Origin of the sequence: Streptomyces sp. NPDC050988 (assembly GCF_044456225.1) — a bacterium.
In the GTDB taxonomy this organism is placed as follows: Bacteria; Actinomycetota; Actinomycetes; order Streptomycetales; family Streptomycetaceae; genus Streptomyces.
On sequence record NZ_JBITFQ010000017.1, the window covers coordinates 69,421 to 87,009 of the forward strand.

A 17,589-nucleotide genomic window follows, 5' to 3' on the forward strand; every position below is an offset into this window, starting at 1 on the left:
CTCACGACGTTCGTCAGACGGCGTCGTTCTCGTCGATCAGATACGCGCTCTCGTCGAAGATCTCAAGTACCACGACGACCATGATCGCGCCGGCCACCATGTACTCCAGCATCATGCCCGGGGCTACGTAGGCCTTGCGCAGATGCTCGTCCGGACCCAGCTGGGCGGTTGAGTTCTTGCGGAACGGGTCACGAGCCAGGATGCGCACCGCCTTGTCCAACTGGGCTCGGCGCTCTCCGGGCAGGGCGTCGAACGTCGTGCGGGCCTCGACGGTGAACTGGACGCGGCACTCGGTCATGGCTGCAGCTGGGTCTCTCACTCGGTGGGCCCACCACGCTACGGCACCCGCCGCCCGGGCCGTCTCCGCTCCGGCAACCTGACCTGCGCCTCCCCGCGGTAACGCCACCGCACCGCTCCACCGGCACGACCGCCACCGTCGCGATCCCGACGGGTCAGACGTACCGGGCGGCGTCCGGCTGGAGCGTGCTCACCCAGGACGCCGACGGTGCCCTGCACGTGCTGCGGGCCGCCGCCGACGGCACCACCACCGACCTCGCGGTCACCGGCCTGCCGTCCGGCGCCCAGCCCACCGGCACCCTGGACGGCACCTTCCGTACGTACGTCGTCGGCGGCGTCGGCTCCGACCAGTCGATCACCTTCAACGACAGCTGGCTCGTGGTGAACCGCAAGGCGATCCGGGTGGACTCGGCGCCCGGCACCGCACCCGCCCCGGTGATCTTCCCCGCCAAGCCCCTCGCGGTCGTCGGCGACCAACTCCTCAGCGGCGACCCGGACTTCATCTCGTCGCCCGCCGACGAGGCGCTCACCGCCACCTCGCTCGCCACCGGCGCCAGGCGCACGGTCCTCGCCGACGCGGACGGCGCCTTCCGCGCCACCCCGGACGGCGGCCTGCTCGCCACGGCCGGTGCCACGGCCAGCGACTTCCACGTGTACCGCGTCCTGCCCGCCGGGGGCGGGGACGTCTCGGCCCAGCCCGTGTTCACGGTGCCGCCCGTCCGGGCCAAGGTCGACGGCCTGATGGTCGCGGGCGGCGAACTCCTGATGTTCGGCAACGCCACTCCCACCCCGGCTGGGACGCGGCGTACGCCGTACCGCTGGACACCACGGGCAAGCCCACCGGCATCCAGGTCCGCCGCAGCCCGTTCATCGGCTCCTCGCCGTGTCTCGGCGGCGACGCCGCCTGCCCCCAGCTGGAGGCCCTCGGCGACGGCCGCTTCGCCTACCTCTACACCAACTCGGACGGCAAGGAGTCGGTGCACGTCGCCGGGGACACCGACACCTTCCTCACCGAACCCACCGGCTCCTCCGCCGGCCGTATCGGCACGGGCACCGGCCGCTACGTCCTCTACAACGGCGGAACCCCCGCCACCCAGAAGATCGCCGACTTCCCCCGCGGAGCCGGCGGCGAGACCGCGCTCGACCGCTCCCGCGGCGCCGCCGCGATCTGGGGCCAGCGCCTGTGGACTCCCGGCACCACCCAGGGCAGCGTCGTCGCGTACGACCTCAAGGCCAAGCGGAACGTCGCCACCGTGAACACCGGCGCCCCCCCACCGCACCCCCCACGAGCTGCTGCTCACGGACTTCCACACCGGTACGGCGACCACCCGGACCGCGGCCGTGCTGCCGACGGCGGACCAGAACACCGGCGGCAACACCGGCCGCTGGGCCGTCGACCGCTTCGGCGGCAACGTCGCGTACCTCACTGCCCAGGGCCAGGTGGCGATCGTCACCGCGGGCCCCACGACCCAGGACCCCTGGCAGCCCGTCCGGCAGTTGAGCAAGCCCTCGACGTGGACCCTGACCCTGACCAACGCGAGCGGCAACGTTGTGCGCGAGCTCGCCGGCGATTCCAGGGCTGCCGCCGTCCGCGCCTCCTGGGACGGCCGCTGGGGCGACGGCAACCGGGTCGCGGGCACGTACACCTGGCGCCTGACCGCCAAGCCCCGCGACGGCCAGGGCCCTGACCTGGTCACGACGGGCACGACCACGGTCAACTGAGGGACGCGCCCACCGGCGCCGGGTTACCGTCGAACCATGACGATCCGAGCCGTGGTCTGGGACGTAGATGACACGATCTTCGACTACACCACGGCCGACCGGGCCGGTATGCGCGGGCATCTCGCGGCCGAGGGCCTGCTCGACGGGTACGCCTCCGTCGAGCAGGCCCTCGGCCACTGGCGCGACCTCACCGACCAGCAGTGGGCGAGGTACGCGGCGGGGGAGGTGGACTGGGAGCAGGGCCGCCGGGACCGGGTCCGGGCCTTTCTGGGTAAGCCCCTCACCGACCCGGAGGCGGAGGACTGGTTCCTCCGGTATCTCGGCCACTACGAGTCGGCCTGGGCGCTCTTCCCCGACGTCCTGCCCGTCCTCGACACCCTGGCGGGCAGCCACCGTCACTCCGTGCTGTCCAACTCCAGCATCCGCGTCCAGGACCACAAGCTGCGCGTTCTCGGCGTACGGGACCGGTTCGAGTCCGTGCTCTGCGCGGCCGAGCTGGGTGTCTCGAAGCCCGCGGCGGAGGCGTTCCACGCGGCCTGCGAGGCGCTGGAGCTGCCGCCGCACGAGGTCGCGTACGTCGGGGACCACCCGGAGATCGACGGACAGGGCGCGGCCGACGCCGGAATGTTCTCGGTCTGGATCGACCGCGGGGGAGTGAGAGCCGTCACGGCCCCGGACCCGGACGCCGCACCGGGCGGGGCATCGGATCAGCTCACCGGCCTGCGCCGGATCGCCTCGCTGGCCGAACTCCCGGCGATCCTCGGGCCCCATACCCGTTTTGGAGCGCCGTCCACCTTCAGGTAATGTTCTTCCTGCGCCGCCGGAGAGCGGGCCGAAAGGCCGGACCGGAGGCGCACGCTAAAGCAGGATCCCTGCGGGGGTTTGTGTTTCAGTGGCCTATGGTGTAATTGGCAGCACGACGGTTTCTGGTTCCGTTAGTCTAGGTTCGAGTCCTGGTAGGCCAGCTCGCAGAGCTCATCTGCAACCGCGGAGATCAACTCCGCAAAGCCCCCGTTGTGTAGCGGCCTAGCACGCTGCCCTCTCAAGGCAGTAGCGCCGGTTCGAATCCGGTCGGGGGTACAGATCCTTCCCAGGGAGACAGTCCGGGTCGCACCCACTGATTCTCATGCAGGATCGCTAGGGCCCCCGTTGTGTAGCGGCCTAGCACGCCGCCCTCTCAAGGCGGTAGCGCCGGTTCGAATCCGGTCGGGGGTACGAACTGGTATGAACCACATTGGTCTATGGTGTAATTGGCAACACTACGGTTTCTGGTACCGTCATTCTAGGTTCGAGTCCTGGTAGACCAGCTCGGATCTGCGGAAACGCAAGATCCAGGCCCCCGTTGTGTAGCGGCCTAGCACGCCGCCCTCTCAAGGCGGTAGCGCCGGTTCGAATCCGGTCGGGGGTACGTCAATCGAAGAAGCCCTCCCCAACAGGGGAGGGCTTCTTCGTGTTGGGCTCTGTGTTGGGCGCCGGGTCGACGTCAACTCCGGTCGGTCGCTGCGGCGTTGAAGCGACCGTCGGGAGGAAGTCGGATCGGGCGTCGGTCCGCGACGCACGTCAGCCGGTGCGGCGCAGGGCCTCCGAGAGGCGGGTGGCCGCGTCGATGATCGCCTGGGCGTGCATCCGGCCGGGGTGACGAGTGAGGCGCTCGATCGGTCCGGAGACCGAGACCGCGGCGACCACGCGGTTCGACGGCCCGCGCACGGGGGCCGAGACGGACGCGACGCCCGGCTCGCGCTCGCCGATCGACTGGGCCCAGCCCCGGCGCCGTACACCCGACAGGGCCGTCGCCGTGAAGCGGGCGCCCTGGAGGCCGCGGTGCAGACGCTCCGGCTCCTCCCAGGCCATCAGGATCTGGGCCGAGGAGCCCGCCTTCATGGTGAGCGTGGAGCCGACCGGGACCGTGTCCCTGAGGCCCGACAGGCGCTCGGCCGCGGCGACGCAGATGCGCATGTCGCCCTGGCGGCGGTAGAGCTGCGCGCTCTCGCCCGTGACATCGCGGAGGTGGGTGAGCACCGGGCCCGCCGTCGCGAGGAGGCGGTCCTCGCCCGCGGCCGCGGCCAGCTCGGCGAGGCGGGGGCCGAGAATGAAGCGGCCCTGCATGTCGCGCGCCACCATCCGGTGGTGTTCAAGTGCCACGGCGAGGCGATGTGCCGTGGGTCGTGCCAGCCCGGTTGCCGCGACCAGCCCTGCGAGGGTGGCCGGACCGGACTCCAGGGCGCTCAGGACAAGGGCTGCCTTGTCCAGAACGCCGACGCCGCTACTGTTGTCCATGAAACGATACTCGCGTCTCACTCTGTGAAACGCAAGTTCAATTTTCCGTGGAACGCGCCACCCTGGTAGATACAGCGGCCCGCGGACCAACGGGCCCGGCGGAGGGCGCCCGGTACGAGGGGTACGGGCGCGCCGCATCGGAAATCTCTAGTTGGGCCGGCGCCACACAGGCCGGCCGGAGGGAAAGCGATGGGTAGGACACTCGCGGAGAAGGTCTGGGACGACCACGTCGTCCGGCGCGCGGAGGGCGAGCCCGACCTTCTCTTCATCGATCTGCACCTGCTGCACGAGGTGACCAGCCCCCAGGCCTTCGACGGTCTCCGTCAGGCCGGGCGCCCCGTGCGCCGGCTCGACCTCACCATCGCCACCGAGGATCACAACACCCCGACCCTCGACATCGACAAGCCCATCGCGGACCCGGTCTCCCGCGTCCAGCTGGAGACGCTGCGCAAGAACGCCGCCGAGTTCGGCGTGCGCCTGCACTCGCTGGGCGACGTCGAGCAGGGCGTCGTCCACGTCGTGGGCCCGCAGCTGGGTCTGACCCAGCCCGGCACCACGGTCGTGTGCGGTGACTCCCACACCTCCACGCACGGCGCCTTCGGCGCGCTCGCGTTCGGCATCGGCACCTCCCAGGTCGAGCACGTGCTGGCCACCCAGACGCTGCCGCTGGCCCGCCCCAAGACCATGGCCATCACGGTCGACGGCGAACTGCCCGAGGACGTCACGGCCAAGGACCTGATCCTGGCGATCATCACCAGGATCGGTACCGGCGGCGGCCAGGGCTACATCCTGGAGTACCGCGGCTCCGCCATCGAGAAGCTCTCGATGGAGGCCCGGATGACCATCTGCAACATGTCGATCGAGGCCGGCGCCCGCGCGGGCATGATCGCCCCGGACGAGACCACCTTCGCGTACATCAAGGGCCGCGCCCACGCCCCCGAGGGCGAGGACTGGGACGCCGCCGTCGCGTACTGGAAGACCCTGAAGACGGACGAGGACGCGGAATTCGACGCCGAGGTCGTCATCGACGGCGCCTCCCTCGCGCCGTTCGTCACCTGGGGCACCAACCCCGGCCAGGGAGCGCCCCTTTCGGCGTCCGTCCCCGACCCTGCTTCGTACGAGGACGCTTCGGAGCGCCACGCCGCCGAAAAGGCCCTGGAATACATGGGGTTGGAGGCCGGACAGCCGCTGCGTGACATCAAGGTCGACACCGTCTTCGTAGGTTCGTGCACCAACGGCCGTATCGAGGACCTGCGAGCGGCCGCCTCGATCGTCGAGGGCCGCAAAGTCGCCGACGGTGTACGGATGCTGGTGGTCCCCGGCTCCGCGCGCGTCGGTCTGCAGGCCGTCTCCGAGGGCCTGGACCTGGTCTTCAAGGAGGCCGGCGCCGAATGGCGGCACGCGGGCTGCTCGATGTGTCTGGGCATGAACCCCGACCAGCTGGCCCCCGGCGAGCGCTCCGCGTCCACCTCCAACCGCAACTTCGAGGGCAGGCAGGGCAAGGGCGGCCGTACGCACCTGGTCTCGCCGCAGGTCGCCGCCGCCACCGCCGTGCTGGGCCATCTGGCCTCTCCCGCCGACCTGAACGACCAGTCGTCTGCCGCCCGCACGCCCGCTGGAGTCTGAGAGTCATGGAAGCATTCACCACGCACACCGGCCGGGCCGTCCCGCTGCGCCGCAGCAACGTGGACACCGACCAGATCATCCCTGCTCACTGGCTCAAGAAGGTGACCAGGGACGGTTTTGAGGACGGGCTCTTCGAGGCCTGGCGCAAGGACTCCTCCTTCGTCCTCAACCAGCCCGAGCGCACGGGCGCCACGGTCCTGATCGCCGGACCCGACTTCGGTACGGGCTCCTCGCGCGAGCACGCCGTCTGGGCGCTGCAGAACTACGGCTTCAAGGCCGTCATCTCGTCCCGCTTCGCGGACATCTTCCGCGGCAACTCGCTCAAGAACGGCCTGCTCACAGTGGTTCTGGAGCAGAAGATCGTGGACGCGCTGCAGGAACTCACCGAGAAGGACCCGAAGGCCGAGGTCACGGTCGACCTGGAGGCCCGTGAGGTACGTGCCGAGGGCATCACGGCCGCCTTCGAGCTCGACGAGAACGCCCGCTGGCGGCTGCTGAACGGGCTGGACGACATCTCCATCACCCTGCAGAACGAGGCGGACATCTCCGCGTACGAGTCCAAGCGGCCCTCACACAAGCCGCGGACCGTGCAGGTGTGATCGCCTTCGGGGCTCCGAACCCCTTCGGATCCGATCGGAGTCGCACCCCACAAGGCTGATTCCAGCCAGCGCAACAGGCCTCTGTACCCCCAATCGTGGACGGTTGGGGGTACATCTGTGTCTGCCTCCGGAAGGGGTGTTCAGGACTTTGCGATTGGCCTCAACTGCCCTTGTTTCAAGGGGCTTTGATGGGGTAGCCGAGTCTCGGCAGAGCCTTGTGGGGAGGTGCGCAGGAGGCCCTCGGGAGGCGGTAGTTACCCCCTGCGCAGGCGACAACTCGCCCCAGATGGCACAATCTGTGCATGGAACACGACGGCCAACTCGAGCTCTATGCGGCAGTCGCGTCCCAACTCAAGGAAGCGCACACAAGGGTGCGCGCACTGCAAGTCCCGGAGGGCGTACGGATGGCGCTGACCCGGAAGCTGCTGGTCATTACGGCCGTGGCCAAGCACGATCTCGCCGATGCGACAAGGCGGCTGGAGCGGTTCACGACGGACCTCGACGAGGGCCGAATCCCCGAAGAGGAACGCTGAGGAACTTCGCGACAGCCCCAGTTCGTTGCGGCACAAGGGTGATTAGCCCGTTTCGTGTTTGATTTGCGGTATATATCTGCCTAACGTGCGAAAAAGCTTGAACACTTTCGTTCTGGCAATGTCTCCGAAGGGGAAGACGTGAACAAGGCGCAGCTCGTAGAAGCGATTGCCGACAAGGTCGGCGGGCGTCAGCAGGCCGCAGAAGCGGTCGACGCCGTACTGGACGCCATCGTGCGTGCAGTTGTCAGCGGGGACCGGGTGTCGGTCACCGGCTTCGGTTCCTTCGAGAAGGTGGACCGTCCGGCCCGTTACGCCCGCAACCCGCAGACCGGGGAGCGCGTTCGGGTCAAGAAGACCTCGGTGCCGCGCTTCCGTGCGGGCCAGGGCTTCAAGGACCTGGTGAGCGGCTCGAAGAAGCTGCCGCGCGGTGGCGAGGTCGCGGTCAAGAAGGCCCCGAAGGGCAGCCTGTCCGGCGGTGCTTCCGCGACGGTCAAGAAGGCCGCCGCCAAGAAGGCCACCGCGAAGAAGGCCGCGGCGAAGAAGACCACCGCCAAGAGGACCGTCGCGAAGAAGACGACGGCCAAGAAGACCACGGCGACGGCCAAGAAGACGACCGCCAAGAAGACCTCGGCGGCCGCCAAGAAGACCACGGCGAAGAAGACCACCGCCAAGAAGGCGGCGGCGAAGAAGGCCCCGGCGAAGAAGGCGGCGGCCAAGAAGGCCCCGGCCAAGAAGTCCGCGGCCCGCAAGACCACCGCCAAGAAGGCCACCGCCCGCAGGTAGACAGGGGCGCTGGGATACTCACGCGCCGGGCCGGGCTCCCTCTGGGGAGCCCGGCCCGCGGCGTTTTCAGAACGTTTGCAGCGTGATGAGTGTGATGTGCCGGGACTTGTCCTCGCCGTCCCCGCCCTCGACCTCGATCCGTACGCGTTGACCCGGGCGGAGCAGCCGGAGGCCGCCCCTGTCGAACGCCAGGGCGTCGAAGGGGACGGGGGTGCCGTCGTCCAGCAGTACCTGGCCCGTGCGGGTTTCTGGGTCGTATGTGTACGCGGTCGCCTGCATGGAGGAAGGGTATGCGGTTTGTTCGGGGGTGGGGATCCGAGGGCGGTGTGCGTGCGCGGGTGGTCGTGGGCCGGTCGCGCGGTTCCTCGCGGCCCTCAAGGCCGCCTACGCGGCTTTCAGGCGCTCCACCGCCGTTGCCGTGCGCGGGCCCACTCCCAGCGCCAGTGCCGCTCGGAGGTCCGCGCCCGTGTCCACGTCCTGGCGTACGGAGAGTACGTCGGGCAGGAGGAGTTCCGCGGCGCCCGAGGCGCGATGGCGGGAGCGGGAATCGGGGCCGAATGCGGGGAGCAATTCGCGGTTCGGGGACGCGGCCAGGAGAGTGGTACCGATTCCGGCGGCGTCCGGGAGGAAAGCGCGGGGGAATTCGGCGGCCGCGTCGAGGACCCGGGCCAATTCGAGAGGGCGCAGGGCGGGCAGATCGGCGTTCAGGGCCGCCAGCGGACTTCGCGGGCTTCTGGTGCGTACGACCGAGGCGGCGTGCGCCAGAGCGGCGTTGAGGCCGCCTCCGGGCTCGTCCGGGACGATGCGGGCGCCCAGGGCGGCCAGCTCGCGACCGGCCAGCGCATCACCCGTGACTACGGCCACATCCGCGACCGCCGGGCAGGCCAGTGCGGCGGCCACCGTGTCCTGCGCGAACGCCAGGGCGAGCCCCGGGCGCAGGCCGTCGGCCGCGGCGTCCGCGAGCCTGCTCTTCGCCCGCGACAGGGCTTTCAGGGGTACGACCAAGGTCCACTGCACGCGCGCTCCGTCCCTCCCTCGTCGCGCCCATTGTGACCCGGGCACCCTGGCGGTCCGGTGGCCGGGGCGTACGGTGTTCTCGACAGACCGGCGGCCTGGAGCGACACTTGTGCGGCCCCCCAGGCACAGAAGGAAGGTGTACGCGTGTCCCGCCGCAGAATCGGCTTCTGGTACCGCTTCGCAGCGGTTCTCTGCAAACCGCCGCTGATGGTTCTGATCAAGCGGGACTGGCGCGGAATGGAGAACATTCCTGCCGAGGGCGGATTTATCACCGCGGTGAACCACAATTCTCACGTGGATCCGTTCGCGTACGGGCACTTTCAGTACAACACGGGCCGGGTTCCGCGTTTCCTCGCCAAGAGCGGTCTTTTCAAGAAGGGCTTCGTCGGGGCGGCCATGCGCGGGACCGGGCAGATCCCGGTGTACCGCGAGAGCACCGACGCGCTCAGCGCCTATCGCGCCGCGATCGACGCCGTGGAACGCGGGGAGTGCGTCGCGTTCTATCCCGAGGCCACCCTGACCCGAGACCCCGATCTGTGGCCGATGACCGGCAAGACGGGTGCCGCGCGGGTCGCGCTGCAGACCAGGTGCCCGGTGATTCCGGTGGCCCAGTGGGGCGCCAACCACCTGCTGGCCCCGTACGCCAAGAAGCCCGACCTCCTGCCACGCAAGACGCATCAGGTGCTCGCGGGCCCGCCCGTGGACCTCTCGCGCTTCTACGACAAGGAGATGACCCCCGACCTCCTGAAGGAGGCGACCGAGGTCATCATGGCCGCGATCACCGCGCAGCTGGAGCTGATCCGCGGCGAGAAGGCGCCGGCGACGCCGTACGACCCGCGCCAGGTGCGTATCGAGCAGCGGCGCAGGACGCGGGGCATGGAAGAGACGCCCGGGCAGGAAGAGACGCGCGGGCACGAAGAGCAGGAAACCGCTGTGCGGGAGAAGGCGGCGCAGGGGAACACCGCGCCGGAGAAGGCCGTGCGGGAAATGACCGAGGTTGAGCACGAAAAGGGGCACGGCAAGTGACGACATCCGGCAAGCCCGTCAAGGCGGCCGTCTTCGGGACCGGATCGTGGGGCACGGCCTTCGGCATGGTGCTCGCCGACGCCGGGTGCGACGTGACGCTGTGGGGACGGCGGGCCGAGCTCGCCGAAGCGGTCAACTCCACCCACACGAACCCCGACTACCTGCCGGGCATCGAGCTCCCGGAGAACCTGCGGGCCACCACGGACGCCGCCGAGGCCGCCCACGACGCCGACTTCACGGTGCTCGCCGTGCCCTCCCAGACGCTGCGCGGAAACCTCGCGGACTGGGCGCCGCTCCTCGCCCCCGGCACGGTCCTCGTCTCCCTCATGAAGGGCGTCGAACTCGGCTCCGCCATGCGGATGAGCGAGGTGATCGAGGACGTCGCGAAGGTCGGCGCCGACCGGATCGCCGTGGTCACCGGGCCCAACCTCGCCCGTGAGATCGCCGCCCGCATGCCGGCCGCCGCGGTGGTCGCGTGCAGCGACGAGGCGGTGGCCCAGCGACTCCAGGCGGCCTGCCACACGCCGTACTTCCGCCCCTACACGAACACCGACGTGGTCGGCTGCGAACTGGGCGGTGCCGTCAAGAACGTCATCGGTCTCGCCGTCGGCATCGCGGACGGCATGGGGCTCGGCGACAACGCCAAGGGGTCCCTGATCACACGGGGGTTGGCGGAGACGACCCGGCTCGGGCTCGCCATGGGCGCCGACCCGCTGACGTTCTCCGGGCTCGCGGGCCTGGGCGACCTGGTGGCGACCTGCTCCTCGCCGCTCTCGCGCAACCACACCTTCGGCACCAACCTCGGCAAGGGCATGACCCTCCAGGAGACCATCGCGGTCACCAAGCAGACCGCCGAGGGCGTCAAGTCCTGTGAATCCGTACTGGACTTGGCGCGTCGGCACGGCGTCGACATGCCCATCACGGAGACCGTCGTCGACATCGTCCACGACGGCAAGCCCCCGGTCGTCGCCCTCAAGGAAATGATGTCGCGCAGCGCCAAGCCCGAACGACGCTGAGCACCCCTTTTTTAGCGCTCGGTTCGCCTCCGGGGCGCAGAAGCCTGTGTCGAGAGACCGACCGTGCTCGACCCTCCTTCGTCGGGCGCTCCGCGCGCTCGGTCTCTCGACACAGGCGCGCCCCTTCGGCTCACTCGCGGGCCGGGGCACGCTGACTCAGGGCACTACCAACGGGTACTCTCAACGCGATATGAGCACTGAGAACCTTCCCCAGAGCCCTGAGCAGCAGCCGCCTCGCAAGCCGCGCGTGGCCGTCGTCTTCGGCGGGCGCAGCTCCGAACACGGGATCTCCATGGTCACCGCCGGAGCCGTACTGCGGGCCATCGACCGGACCAAGTACGACGTCCTGCCGATCGGAATCACCCGGGAAGGCCGCTGGGTGCTCACCGCGGACGAACCGGAGCGCATGGCGATCACCGAGCGTCGTACGCCCGACGTCGAGGAACTCGCCGAGTCGAGCGAGGGCGGCGTGATCCTGCCCGTCGACCCCGCGAACCGCGAAGTCGTCTACAGCGAGCCCGGATCGGTCCCCAAGGCGCTCGGCGAGGTCGACGTCGTCTTCCCGATGCTGCACGGCCCGTACGGCGAGGACGGCACCCTCCAGGGCCTCCTGGAGCTCTCCGGTGTCCCGTACGTCGGCTCGGGCGTGCTCGCCTCGGCCGTCGGCCAGGACAAGGAGTACATGAAGCGGGTGTTCACCTCCTTCGGGCTGCCGGTCGGCCCGTACGTGGTGATCCGCCCCCGCGAGTGGGAGCTCGACGAGTCGACGGCCCGCAAGAAGATCATCGACTTCGCGGGGGAGCACGGCTGGCCGCTCTTCGTGAAGCCCGCGCGCGCGGGGTCCTCGATCGGCATCACCAAGGTCGACGACCTGTCCGGCCTCGACGAGGCGATCGCGGCGGCCCGGCAGCACGACCCGAAGTTCCTCGTGGAGGCGCTGCTGCGCGGCCGCGAGATCGAGTGCGGGGTCCTGGAGTTCGAGGACGGCCCGCGGGCCTCCGTACCGGCCGAGATCCCGCCGGTGCAGTCGCACGACTACTACGACTTCGAGGCGAAGTACATCGACTCGACGCCCGGTCTCGTGCCCGCCCCGCTGACCCCCGAGCAGACCGCCGAGGTCAGGCGCCTGGCCGTCGAGGCCTTCGACGCCGCCTCCTGCGAGGGCCTGGTCCGCGCGGACTTCTTCCTCACCGAGGACGGCACCTTCGTCATCAACGAGATCAACACCATGCCCGGCTTCACGCCCATCTCCATGTACCCCCAGATGTGGGAGGCGACGGGAGTGCCCTACCCGGAACTGGTCGACCGCCTGATCCAGGCGGCGCTGCGCAGGTCTACTGGCTTGCGCTAGACCGCGCTCCCCTTGCTTCTGAGGGTGCAGGTGGCTTTTTTCTGAGGGTGCGGCGGGGCTTTTAGGGGCGCGTGGAACTGCGCGACCAGCCACACCGAACCCGCAGCCGACAACCGACCGGGGCCACCTCAGTCAGCAATCCCCTTGGGAATCGCCTTCTTGATGGCCCCGGCCAGATCGACGAGCACAGAGGCGGTGTCCCGCCCCTCCGGCACGGTCACCTCGACATACGCCAGACGCTGAGCGGAGGTGAAGCGGGTCGCCCCGTCGTCCCGCTTCTCCATCAGCCAGCCCACCCCGTTCACCCCGCCGCCGACCGCGTCGGCGTCACCGCCCTCGGCGACCTTGGGGTCGACCATCTTGGGCGGCCGCTGTACACCACAGCGCAGTATGATCGCCGGGCTTCCCCAGCCCGCGGTCAGCGCGGACCGGGGCTCGGGATCCTCCCGGTCCAGTCCGTCCACCTTCGCCGGCAGCGACTTGTCCAGGTTCTGACACAGCTCGGTGGCCTTCGTGCCCGGACTGGGAACCGCGGTCCGGGTGTTGTCGTCTGCTGAGGAGCAGCCTGTGGCCGCGATCAGCAGAACGAGGGCGGGCAGCCCGGGATAAGAGAAGCGCCGGTGACGGAAGAAGTCCACCGGCCAAGGGTAGACGGGGGCTACAGGTGCACGACCGGGCAGGTCAGCGTACGCGTGATGCCGTCCACCTGCTGGACCTTCGCGACCACCATGCGGCCGAGATCGTCCACTGTGTCGGCTTGGGCCCGCACGATCACGTCGTACGGTCCTGTCACATCCTCGGCCTGGATCACCCCTTGTATCTTGCTGATCATTTCGGCGACGGTCGACGCTTTGCCGACCTCCGTCTGGATCAGGATGTACGCCTGTACCACGGAACCTCCAGGGCGGCCACGAGGATCATGTGGGGAAAAGGAACGCCACGGTATCGCGTCGCCGCGCGCCGCGGGGAGACCCGCGGGGGCAGGGGCCCCCGCGAAGGGGTGCACGGACCGCACAGGTTGACGGTCGAATCGACCGTACCCAGGTCGGAGGCGGCCCGCGACCGGGCGGACGCAGCAACAAAAGGAGACGTACAACGATGAAGGGCACCGTGGGCGAGTTGGGGGAGTTCGGGCTCATCAAGGAGCTCACCTCACGGCTCACCACCACTCCGGCGGTACGCGTCGGGCCGGGCGACGACGCCGCCGTGGTGGCCGCCCCCGACCGCAGGGTCGTGGCGAGCACCGACATCCTCCTGGAGGGTCGGCACTTCCGCCGCGACTGGTCCACGGCGTACGACGTCGGTCGCAAGGCGGCCGCGCAGAACCTCGCGGACATCGCCGCGATGGGCGCCGTGCCGACCGCGCTGCTGCTCGGCCTGGTCGTCCCGGCCGAACTTCCGGCCACCTGGCCGTCCGAGCTGATGGACGGCATCCGCGACGAGTGCCAGGTCGCCGGCGCGGCGGTGGTCGGCGGCGATGTCGTACGCGGCGACACGATCACCGTGGCGATCACCGCGCTCGGCGATCTGCGCAACCACGAGCCGGTCACGCGCGCGGGTGCCCAGCCCGGTGACGTGGTGGCCGTGACGGGCTGGCTGGGCTGGTCCGCGGCCGGGCACGCCGTTCTCTCCCGCGGCTTCCGCTCACCGCGCGCCTTCGTCGAGGCCCACCGGCGTCCGGAACCGCCGTACCACGCGGGCCCCGCGGCCGCCGGGCTCGGCGCGACCTCGATGACGGACGTGAGCGACGGGCTGATCGCCGACCTCGGGCACATCGCCGAGGCCAGCAAGGTGCGCATCGACGTCCGCTCCGGCGCCGTCGACATCCCCACGCAGATGAACGACATCGGCCAGGCAGTCGGCGTGGACCCGCTCCAGTGGGTGCTCACCGGCGGCGAGGACCACGCGATCGTGGCGACCTTCCCGCCGGACGTGAAACTGCCCGCCCGCTGGAAGGTGATCGGCGAGGTCCTCAACCCGTCGGCGCTGCCGCAGGTCACGGTCGACGGGGCGCCGTGGACCAGCAAGGGCGGCTGGGACCACTTCGCGGACATCGAGTCATGAGTGCCTCGTCCCGTGCAGGTGCCCCGCCCAGGGTCCTGACGGTCGCGGGTTCCGACTCCGGTGGCGGCGCCGGGATCCAGGCCGACCTGAAGACGATGCTCGCGCTCGGCGTCCACGGCATGAGCGTGCTCACCGCCGTCACCGCGCAGAACTCCCTCGGCGTACAAGGCGCTTGGGAACTGCCGGTGGAGGCGGTGCGCGCGCAGTACCGCAGCGTGGTCGACGACATCGGCGTCGACGCGGTGAAGACCGGCATGCTCGCCTCGGCCGAACTGGTCGAGGCCGTCGCCGAGTTGATCGGCGGCACGGCCGTGCCCTCCGTCGTCGACCCGGTCGGCGTCTCCAAGCACGGCGACTCGCTGCTCGCCGCGTCCGCGCTGGATTCCGTACGCACGAAGCTGCTGCCCGTCGCGACGGTGGCGACGCCGAACCTCGACGAGGTGGCCCAGCTGACCGGCCTGCGGGTGGAGTCGGAGGAGGGGATGCGGCGCGCGGCGGCGGCCGTGCTGTCGTACGGGCCGACGTGGGTGCTCATCAAGGGCGGTCACCTCAGTGGCGACGCCGTTGATTTCCTCACGGACGGCTCGGAGGAGTACTGGCTGCGGGCGCCCCGGTTCGACAACCGGCACACGCACGGGACGGGCTGCACCCTCGCGAGCGCCATCGCCTCAGGGCTCGCGAAGGGGCAGGCGGTGCCGGCGGCGGTCGAGGCGGCGAAGGAGTACGTCACCGGGGCGATCGCGGGCGGCTTCGCGCTCGGCGGCGGGATCGGGCCGGTGGATCATGGGTGGCGGTTCGGGACGGGCGGCGCGTAAACGCTTGCGCAAGCGTTTACGTCGTTGTCTGCGGGCACAGCAAAAAGCCGGTCCACCGTGAAGTGGACCGGCTTTGAGCAGCGAACCAGCAGTGGCCGCGCGCTAGCAGAGCGTCAGCGCGAGACCTTGCCGGCCTTGATGCACGAGGTGCAAGCGTTCACGCGCTTCGGCGTCCCGCCCACCACGGTACGGACGCGCTGGATGTTCGGGTTCCAGCGACGGGGCGTACGGCGGTGAGAGTGCGAGATGTTGTTGCCGAAGCCCGGCCCCTTGCCGCAGACGTCGCAGTTGGCAGCCACGGGTCACTCCAAAGACTTCAGATGCTCTTACGGATGATCCCGGCATGCCGGGATCAAGATCTAGGATCTGAGTGGCGGTGCCAGGAGGAAGGCCCGATCGGATCGGGCAACCGGAGCAGCATACAACGACTGCGTCCGTACAACGAAACTACCATGTCTGGCCCGGGGACCTGGCCCGGCCCTCTTCCGGTGGAGGCCTGACCGGGGTCTACGCTGCGTCGGACGTTCGGCTGCTCAAGGAGGCGCAGGTGCCGCAGGTGCCGCAGAGACTGGACGCGTCCGCGGTGCGTGCATGGTGCGGCCTCGCGCTGCGGGCACTGGGCCGCGCGCGCGAGGAGATCGACGCGATCAACGTGTACCCCGTGGCGGACGGGGACACCGGCACCAATCTGTACCTGACCGTGGAGTCGGCGGCCGCGGCGGTCGAGGCCGTCTTCGCGGGTCATGCCGCACTTGCGGGCGGTAAAGACGCCCCCGATGAGCCGGAAGCCTTCGACGGCCGGGAAGCCCTGGACGGGCACGAAGACATGGACGGGCACGAGGCCGTCGCCGGGCAGGCGGTCTCTCCCGGCCGGGTGCCCGAGGGGCCCGCCCTCGCCGACGCGGTGCACGCGATGGCGCACGGCGCGCTCATAGGGGCCCGGGGGAACTCCGGGACGATCCTCGCGCAGCTCCTGAGGGGCATGGCCCAGGTGCTCGCCGCCGACAGTGACGCGACACACACCGACGGGCAGGGGCTGGGGCTCGCCCTCCGCCGCGCGGCCGACGCGGCCCGGCAGGCCGTCGTGCACCCGGTCGAGGGCACGGTCCTCACGGTCGCCTCGGCCGCCGCCGACGCGGCCACGGACGCCGAGGGCGACTGCGGGGCGGTCGCGCGTGCGGCGTACGAGGGCGCGCGGGCGGCGCTCGCGGCGACTCCCGGGCAGTTGGCGGTCCTGGAGCGGGCCGGGGTGGTCGACGCGGGCGGGCGCGGGCTCGTGGCCGTGCTGGGCGCGCTGGTGGAGACGTTGACGGGCGAGGCGCCCGCCGCGCTCGCGGTGCCGGTTCTCGCGGGGCACGCACGCGTGGGGGCTGGTCCGGACACGACAGCGCCCCACGCGCGCGTGGACGCCGCTGTGACGGAACCCCTCGGAGAGGTGGGGGAGTGCGCGGACGGAACCCCCGCTCCCGACGAGGGCGGGCCGGCCTTCGAGGTGATCTACCTCCTGGAGGCGGAGGACGCGGCCGTGACGCGGCTGCGGGACCGGCTCGACGCACTCGGTGACTCGCTCGTCGTGGTCGGCGGGGACGGCCTGTGGAACGTCCACGTGCACGTCGACGACGCCGGCGCGGCCGTGGAGGCGGGTGTCGAGGCCGGACGGCCGTACCGGATCCGGATCACACACTTCGGGCTGGACGACGCGCACACGACGGGCGCCGGAAGCCGGCCGGTCCGGGAGCGGGCCGAGCGCGCGGTCGTCGCTGTCGTCCCCGGAGAGGGCCTCGCGGTGCTCTACACCGAGGCGGGGGCCACCACCGTCCTCGCGCGCCCCGGGGAGCCGCCCGCCAGCGGTGAGCTGGTCGAGGCCGTACGGCGGGCCCACGCGCGCGAGGTGGTGCTGTTGCCGAACGACGCGGAGCTGCGCCACACCGCGGCCGCGGCGGCCGAGCAGGCCCGCGCCGAGGGCGTCCGGGTCGCGCTGATCCCCACCCGGTCCGCGGTGCAGGGCATCGCGGCACTGGCCGTGCACGAGCCCGGGCGGCGCTTCGACGAGGACGTCGTCGCGATGACCTCGGCCGCCGGTGCGACCCGGTACGCCGAGGTCGAGGTCGCGGAACGCCAGTCCTGGACCATGGCCGGCATCTGCCAGGCAGGCGACATCCTCGGCCTCATCGAGGGCGACGTCGCCGTGATCGGCTCCGACGTCACGGCCACCGCCGAGGCGGTCCTGAACCGCATGCTCGCGGCGGGCGGCGAGATGGTCACCCTGGTCCTCGGCGACGAGGCCCCCAACACGATCGCGGCCCACCTCGAATCCCGCGTCCGCGAGTCCTACCTGGCCGTGGACACGGTCGTGTACCGGGGCGGCCGCCAGGGGGCGCTGCTGCTGATCGGCGTGGAATAGGGGGCCGTTTCCGCGCCCCGAAGGGGCGCGGGGCTGTGACATTTGCGGCTCCGCCGCGT

Annotated in this window: 20 protein-coding genes and 5 tRNA genes; 18 read left to right on the plus strand and 7 right to left on the minus strand. The window is 70.5% G+C overall.

Going from position 1 to position 17,589, the window contains the following annotated elements:
• Positions 1-13 precede the first annotated feature (13 nt).
• A complete protein-coding gene (locus ACIBEI_RS30350) occupies positions 14-298 on the minus strand; it encodes a hypothetical protein (RefSeq protein WP_398893413.1) in 285 nt (94 codons plus the stop codon).
• Positions 299-483: 185 nt separating this feature from the next.
• Between ACIBEI_RS30350 and ACIBEI_RS30355 the strand changes: the two genes are divergently transcribed.
• The 8 genes from ACIBEI_RS30355 (at position 484) to ACIBEI_RS30390 (ending at position 3,427) form a co-directional block, all read left to right on the plus strand.
• A complete protein-coding gene (locus ACIBEI_RS30355) occupies positions 484-1,554 on the plus strand; it encodes a hypothetical protein (RefSeq protein WP_398893414.1) in 1,071 nt (356 codons plus the stop codon).
• Positions 1,555-1,638: 84 nt separating this feature from the next.
• On the plus strand, positions 1,639-2,019 hold the full coding sequence (locus tag ACIBEI_RS30360; RefSeq protein WP_398893415.1) for a FlgD immunoglobulin-like domain containing protein: 381 nt from the start codon (positions 1,639-1,641) through the stop codon (positions 2,017-2,019).
• A gap of 36 nt (positions 2,020-2,055) precedes the next feature.
• Complete coding sequence (locus ACIBEI_RS30365; RefSeq protein ID WP_398893416.1) at positions 2,056-2,823, plus strand: HAD family hydrolase; 768 nt, start codon at positions 2,056-2,058, stop codon at positions 2,821-2,823.
• Between the two features lie 89 nt (positions 2,824-2,912).
• A tRNA-Gln gene (locus ACIBEI_RS30370) sits at positions 2,913-2,984 on the plus strand.
• Between the two features lie 42 nt (positions 2,985-3,026).
• Positions 3,027-3,099: transfer RNA gene (locus ACIBEI_RS30375), tRNA-Glu, on the plus strand.
• Positions 3,100-3,161: 62 nt separating this feature from the next.
• Positions 3,162-3,234: transfer RNA gene (locus tag ACIBEI_RS30380), tRNA-Glu, on the plus strand.
• A gap of 20 nt (positions 3,235-3,254) precedes the next feature.
• A tRNA-Gln gene (locus ACIBEI_RS30385) sits at positions 3,255-3,326 on the plus strand.
• Between the two features lie 28 nt (positions 3,327-3,354).
• Positions 3,355-3,427, plus strand: a tRNA-Glu gene (locus ACIBEI_RS30390).
• Positions 3,428-3,579: 152 nt separating this feature from the next.
• Here ACIBEI_RS30390 and ndgR read toward each other — a convergent pair.
• Positions 3,580-4,296 carry an IclR family transcriptional regulator NdgR gene (gene ndgR, locus ACIBEI_RS30395; RefSeq protein WP_200395674.1) on the minus strand — a complete coding sequence of 239 codons (717 nt, stop codon included), beginning with the start codon at positions 4,294-4,296 and terminating at the stop codon, positions 3,580-3,582.
• Between the two features lie 189 nt (positions 4,297-4,485).
• On the opposite strand from ndgR, the gene leuC reads away from it, so the two are divergent.
• From leuC to ACIBEI_RS30415, 4 genes are all read left to right on the plus strand, one after another.
• A complete protein-coding gene (gene leuC / locus ACIBEI_RS30400; protein ID WP_398893417.1) occupies positions 4,486-5,922 on the plus strand; it encodes a 3-isopropylmalate dehydratase large subunit in 1,437 nt (478 codons plus the stop codon).
• A 5-nt stretch (positions 5,923-5,927) separates the two neighbouring features.
• Positions 5,928-6,521: a 3-isopropylmalate dehydratase small subunit gene (gene leuD / locus ACIBEI_RS30405; protein ID WP_269650693.1), complete on the plus strand. Its 594-nt coding sequence runs from the start codon at positions 5,928-5,930 to the stop codon at positions 6,519-6,521.
• A gap of 302 nt (positions 6,522-6,823) precedes the next feature.
• On the plus strand, positions 6,824-7,054 hold the full coding sequence (locus ACIBEI_RS30410) for a hypothetical protein (RefSeq protein WP_055614012.1): 231 nt from the start codon (positions 6,824-6,826) through the stop codon (positions 7,052-7,054).
• Positions 7,055-7,192: 138 nt separating this feature from the next.
• The gene (locus ACIBEI_RS30415; RefSeq protein ID WP_055614013.1) at positions 7,193-7,837 is read left to right on the plus strand and encodes an HU family DNA-binding protein; all 645 of its coding nucleotides are present in this window, start codon (positions 7,193-7,195) and stop codon (positions 7,835-7,837) included.
• Positions 7,838-7,903: 66 nt separating this feature from the next.
• Here the strand turns inward: ACIBEI_RS30415 and ACIBEI_RS30420 are convergent, their stop codons facing one another.
• Positions 7,904-8,116 carry a hypothetical protein gene (locus ACIBEI_RS30420; RefSeq protein WP_398893418.1) on the minus strand — a complete coding sequence of 71 codons (213 nt, stop codon included), beginning with the start codon at positions 8,114-8,116 and terminating at the stop codon, positions 7,904-7,906.
• Positions 8,117-8,221: 105 nt separating this feature from the next.
• Positions 8,222-8,854 carry a 2-phospho-L-lactate guanylyltransferase gene (gene cofC, locus ACIBEI_RS30425; RefSeq protein WP_398893419.1) on the minus strand — a complete coding sequence of 211 codons (633 nt, stop codon included), beginning with the start codon at positions 8,852-8,854 and terminating at the stop codon, positions 8,222-8,224.
• Between the two features lie 144 nt (positions 8,855-8,998).
• On the opposite strand from cofC, the gene ACIBEI_RS30430 reads away from it, so the two are divergent.
• The 3 genes from ACIBEI_RS30430 to ACIBEI_RS30440 all read left to right on the plus strand — a co-directional run bounded on the left by ACIBEI_RS30430 (position 8,999) and on the right by ACIBEI_RS30440 (position 12,247).
• Positions 8,999-9,880 (plus strand): lysophospholipid acyltransferase family protein, encoded by an 882-nt coding sequence (locus ACIBEI_RS30430; RefSeq protein ID WP_398893420.1) that lies wholly within the window; start codon positions 8,999-9,001, stop codon positions 9,878-9,880.
• Positions 9,877-10,896: an NAD(P)H-dependent glycerol-3-phosphate dehydrogenase gene (locus tag ACIBEI_RS30435; protein ID WP_200395667.1), complete on the plus strand. Its 1,020-nt coding sequence runs from the start codon at positions 9,877-9,879 to the stop codon at positions 10,894-10,896. Before ACIBEI_RS30430 ends, ACIBEI_RS30435 begins: the two co-directional genes overlap by 4 nt.
• A 190-nt stretch (positions 10,897-11,086) precedes the next feature.
• Positions 11,087-12,247, plus strand: a complete 1,161-nt coding sequence (locus ACIBEI_RS30440) for a D-alanine--D-alanine ligase family protein (protein WP_398893421.1) — start codon at positions 11,087-11,089, stop codon at positions 12,245-12,247.
• A gap of 128 nt (positions 12,248-12,375) precedes the next feature.
• Here the strand turns inward: ACIBEI_RS30440 and ACIBEI_RS30445 are convergent, their stop codons facing one another.
• Both ACIBEI_RS30445 and ACIBEI_RS30450 read right to left on the minus strand, forming a co-directional pair.
• Positions 12,376-12,885: a DUF3515 domain-containing protein gene (locus ACIBEI_RS30445; RefSeq protein WP_398893422.1), complete on the minus strand. Its 510-nt coding sequence runs from the start codon at positions 12,883-12,885 to the stop codon at positions 12,376-12,378.
• Between the two features lie 20 nt (positions 12,886-12,905).
• A complete protein-coding gene (locus ACIBEI_RS30450) occupies positions 12,906-13,139 on the minus strand; it encodes an Lrp/AsnC ligand binding domain-containing protein (RefSeq protein WP_055614017.1) in 234 nt (77 codons plus the stop codon).
• A gap of 206 nt (positions 13,140-13,345) precedes the next feature.
• On the opposite strand from ACIBEI_RS30450, the gene ACIBEI_RS30455 reads away from it, so the two are divergent.
• A complete protein-coding gene (locus ACIBEI_RS30455; RefSeq protein WP_055614018.1) occupies positions 13,346-14,311 on the plus strand; it encodes a thiamine-phosphate kinase in 966 nt (321 codons plus the stop codon).
• Positions 14,308-15,126 (plus strand): bifunctional hydroxymethylpyrimidine kinase/phosphomethylpyrimidine kinase, encoded by an 819-nt coding sequence (gene thiD / locus ACIBEI_RS30460; RefSeq protein ID WP_398893423.1) that lies wholly within the window; start codon positions 14,308-14,310, stop codon positions 15,124-15,126. Before ACIBEI_RS30455 ends, thiD begins: the two co-directional genes overlap by 4 nt.
• 113 nt (positions 15,127-15,239) lie before the next feature.
• Here the strand turns inward: thiD and rpmB are convergent, their stop codons facing one another.
• A complete protein-coding gene (rpmB, locus tag ACIBEI_RS30465; RefSeq protein WP_004924906.1) occupies positions 15,240-15,425 on the minus strand; it encodes a 50S ribosomal protein L28 in 186 nt (61 codons plus the stop codon).
• Between the two features lie 248 nt (positions 15,426-15,673).
• Between rpmB and ACIBEI_RS30470 the strand changes: the two genes are divergently transcribed.
• Entirely contained in the window at positions 15,674-17,530 is a 1,857-nt protein-coding gene (locus ACIBEI_RS30470) for a DAK2 domain-containing protein (RefSeq protein ID WP_398893424.1), read from the plus strand.
• Positions 17,531-17,589: the final 59 nt, after the last annotated feature.

What these genes read in the sequence shown, in the direction of transcription:
- ACIBEI_RS30440 (WP_398893421.1), top strand. Translation starts at nt 11,087, where the DNA reads ATGAGCACTGAGAACCTTCCCCAGAGCCCTGAGCAGCAGCCGCCTCGC.
- ACIBEI_RS30410 (WP_055614012.1), top strand. Translation starts at nt 6,824, where the DNA reads ATGGAACACGACGGCCAACTCGAGCTCTATGCGGCAGTCGCGTCCCAA.
- ACIBEI_RS30365 (WP_398893416.1), top strand. Translation starts at nt 2,056, where the DNA reads ATGACGATCCGAGCCGTGGTCTGGGACGTAGATGACACGATCTTCGAC.
- ACIBEI_RS30455 (WP_055614018.1), top strand. Translation starts at nt 13,346, where the DNA reads ATGAAGGGCACCGTGGGCGAGTTGGGGGAGTTCGGGCTCATCAAGGAG.
- thiD (WP_398893423.1), top strand. Translation starts at nt 14,308, where the DNA reads ATGAGTGCCTCGTCCCGTGCAGGTGCCCCGCCCAGGGTCCTGACGGTC.
- ndgR (WP_200395674.1), bottom strand. Translation starts at nt 4,296, where the DNA reads ATGGACAACAGTAGCGGCGTCGGCGTTCTGGACAAGGCAGCCCTTGTC.
- ACIBEI_RS30350 (WP_398893413.1), bottom strand. Translation starts at nt 298, where the DNA reads ATGACCGAGTGCCGCGTCCAGTTCACCGTCGAGGCCCGCACGACGTTC.
- leuD (WP_269650693.1), top strand. Translation starts at nt 5,928, where the DNA reads ATGGAAGCATTCACCACGCACACCGGCCGGGCCGTCCCGCTGCGCCGC.
- ACIBEI_RS30420 (WP_398893418.1), bottom strand. Translation starts at nt 8,116, where the DNA reads ATGCAGGCGACCGCGTACACATACGACCCAGAAACCCGCACGGGCCAG.
- leuC (WP_398893417.1), top strand. Translation starts at nt 4,486, where the DNA reads ATGGGTAGGACACTCGCGGAGAAGGTCTGGGACGACCACGTCGTCCGG.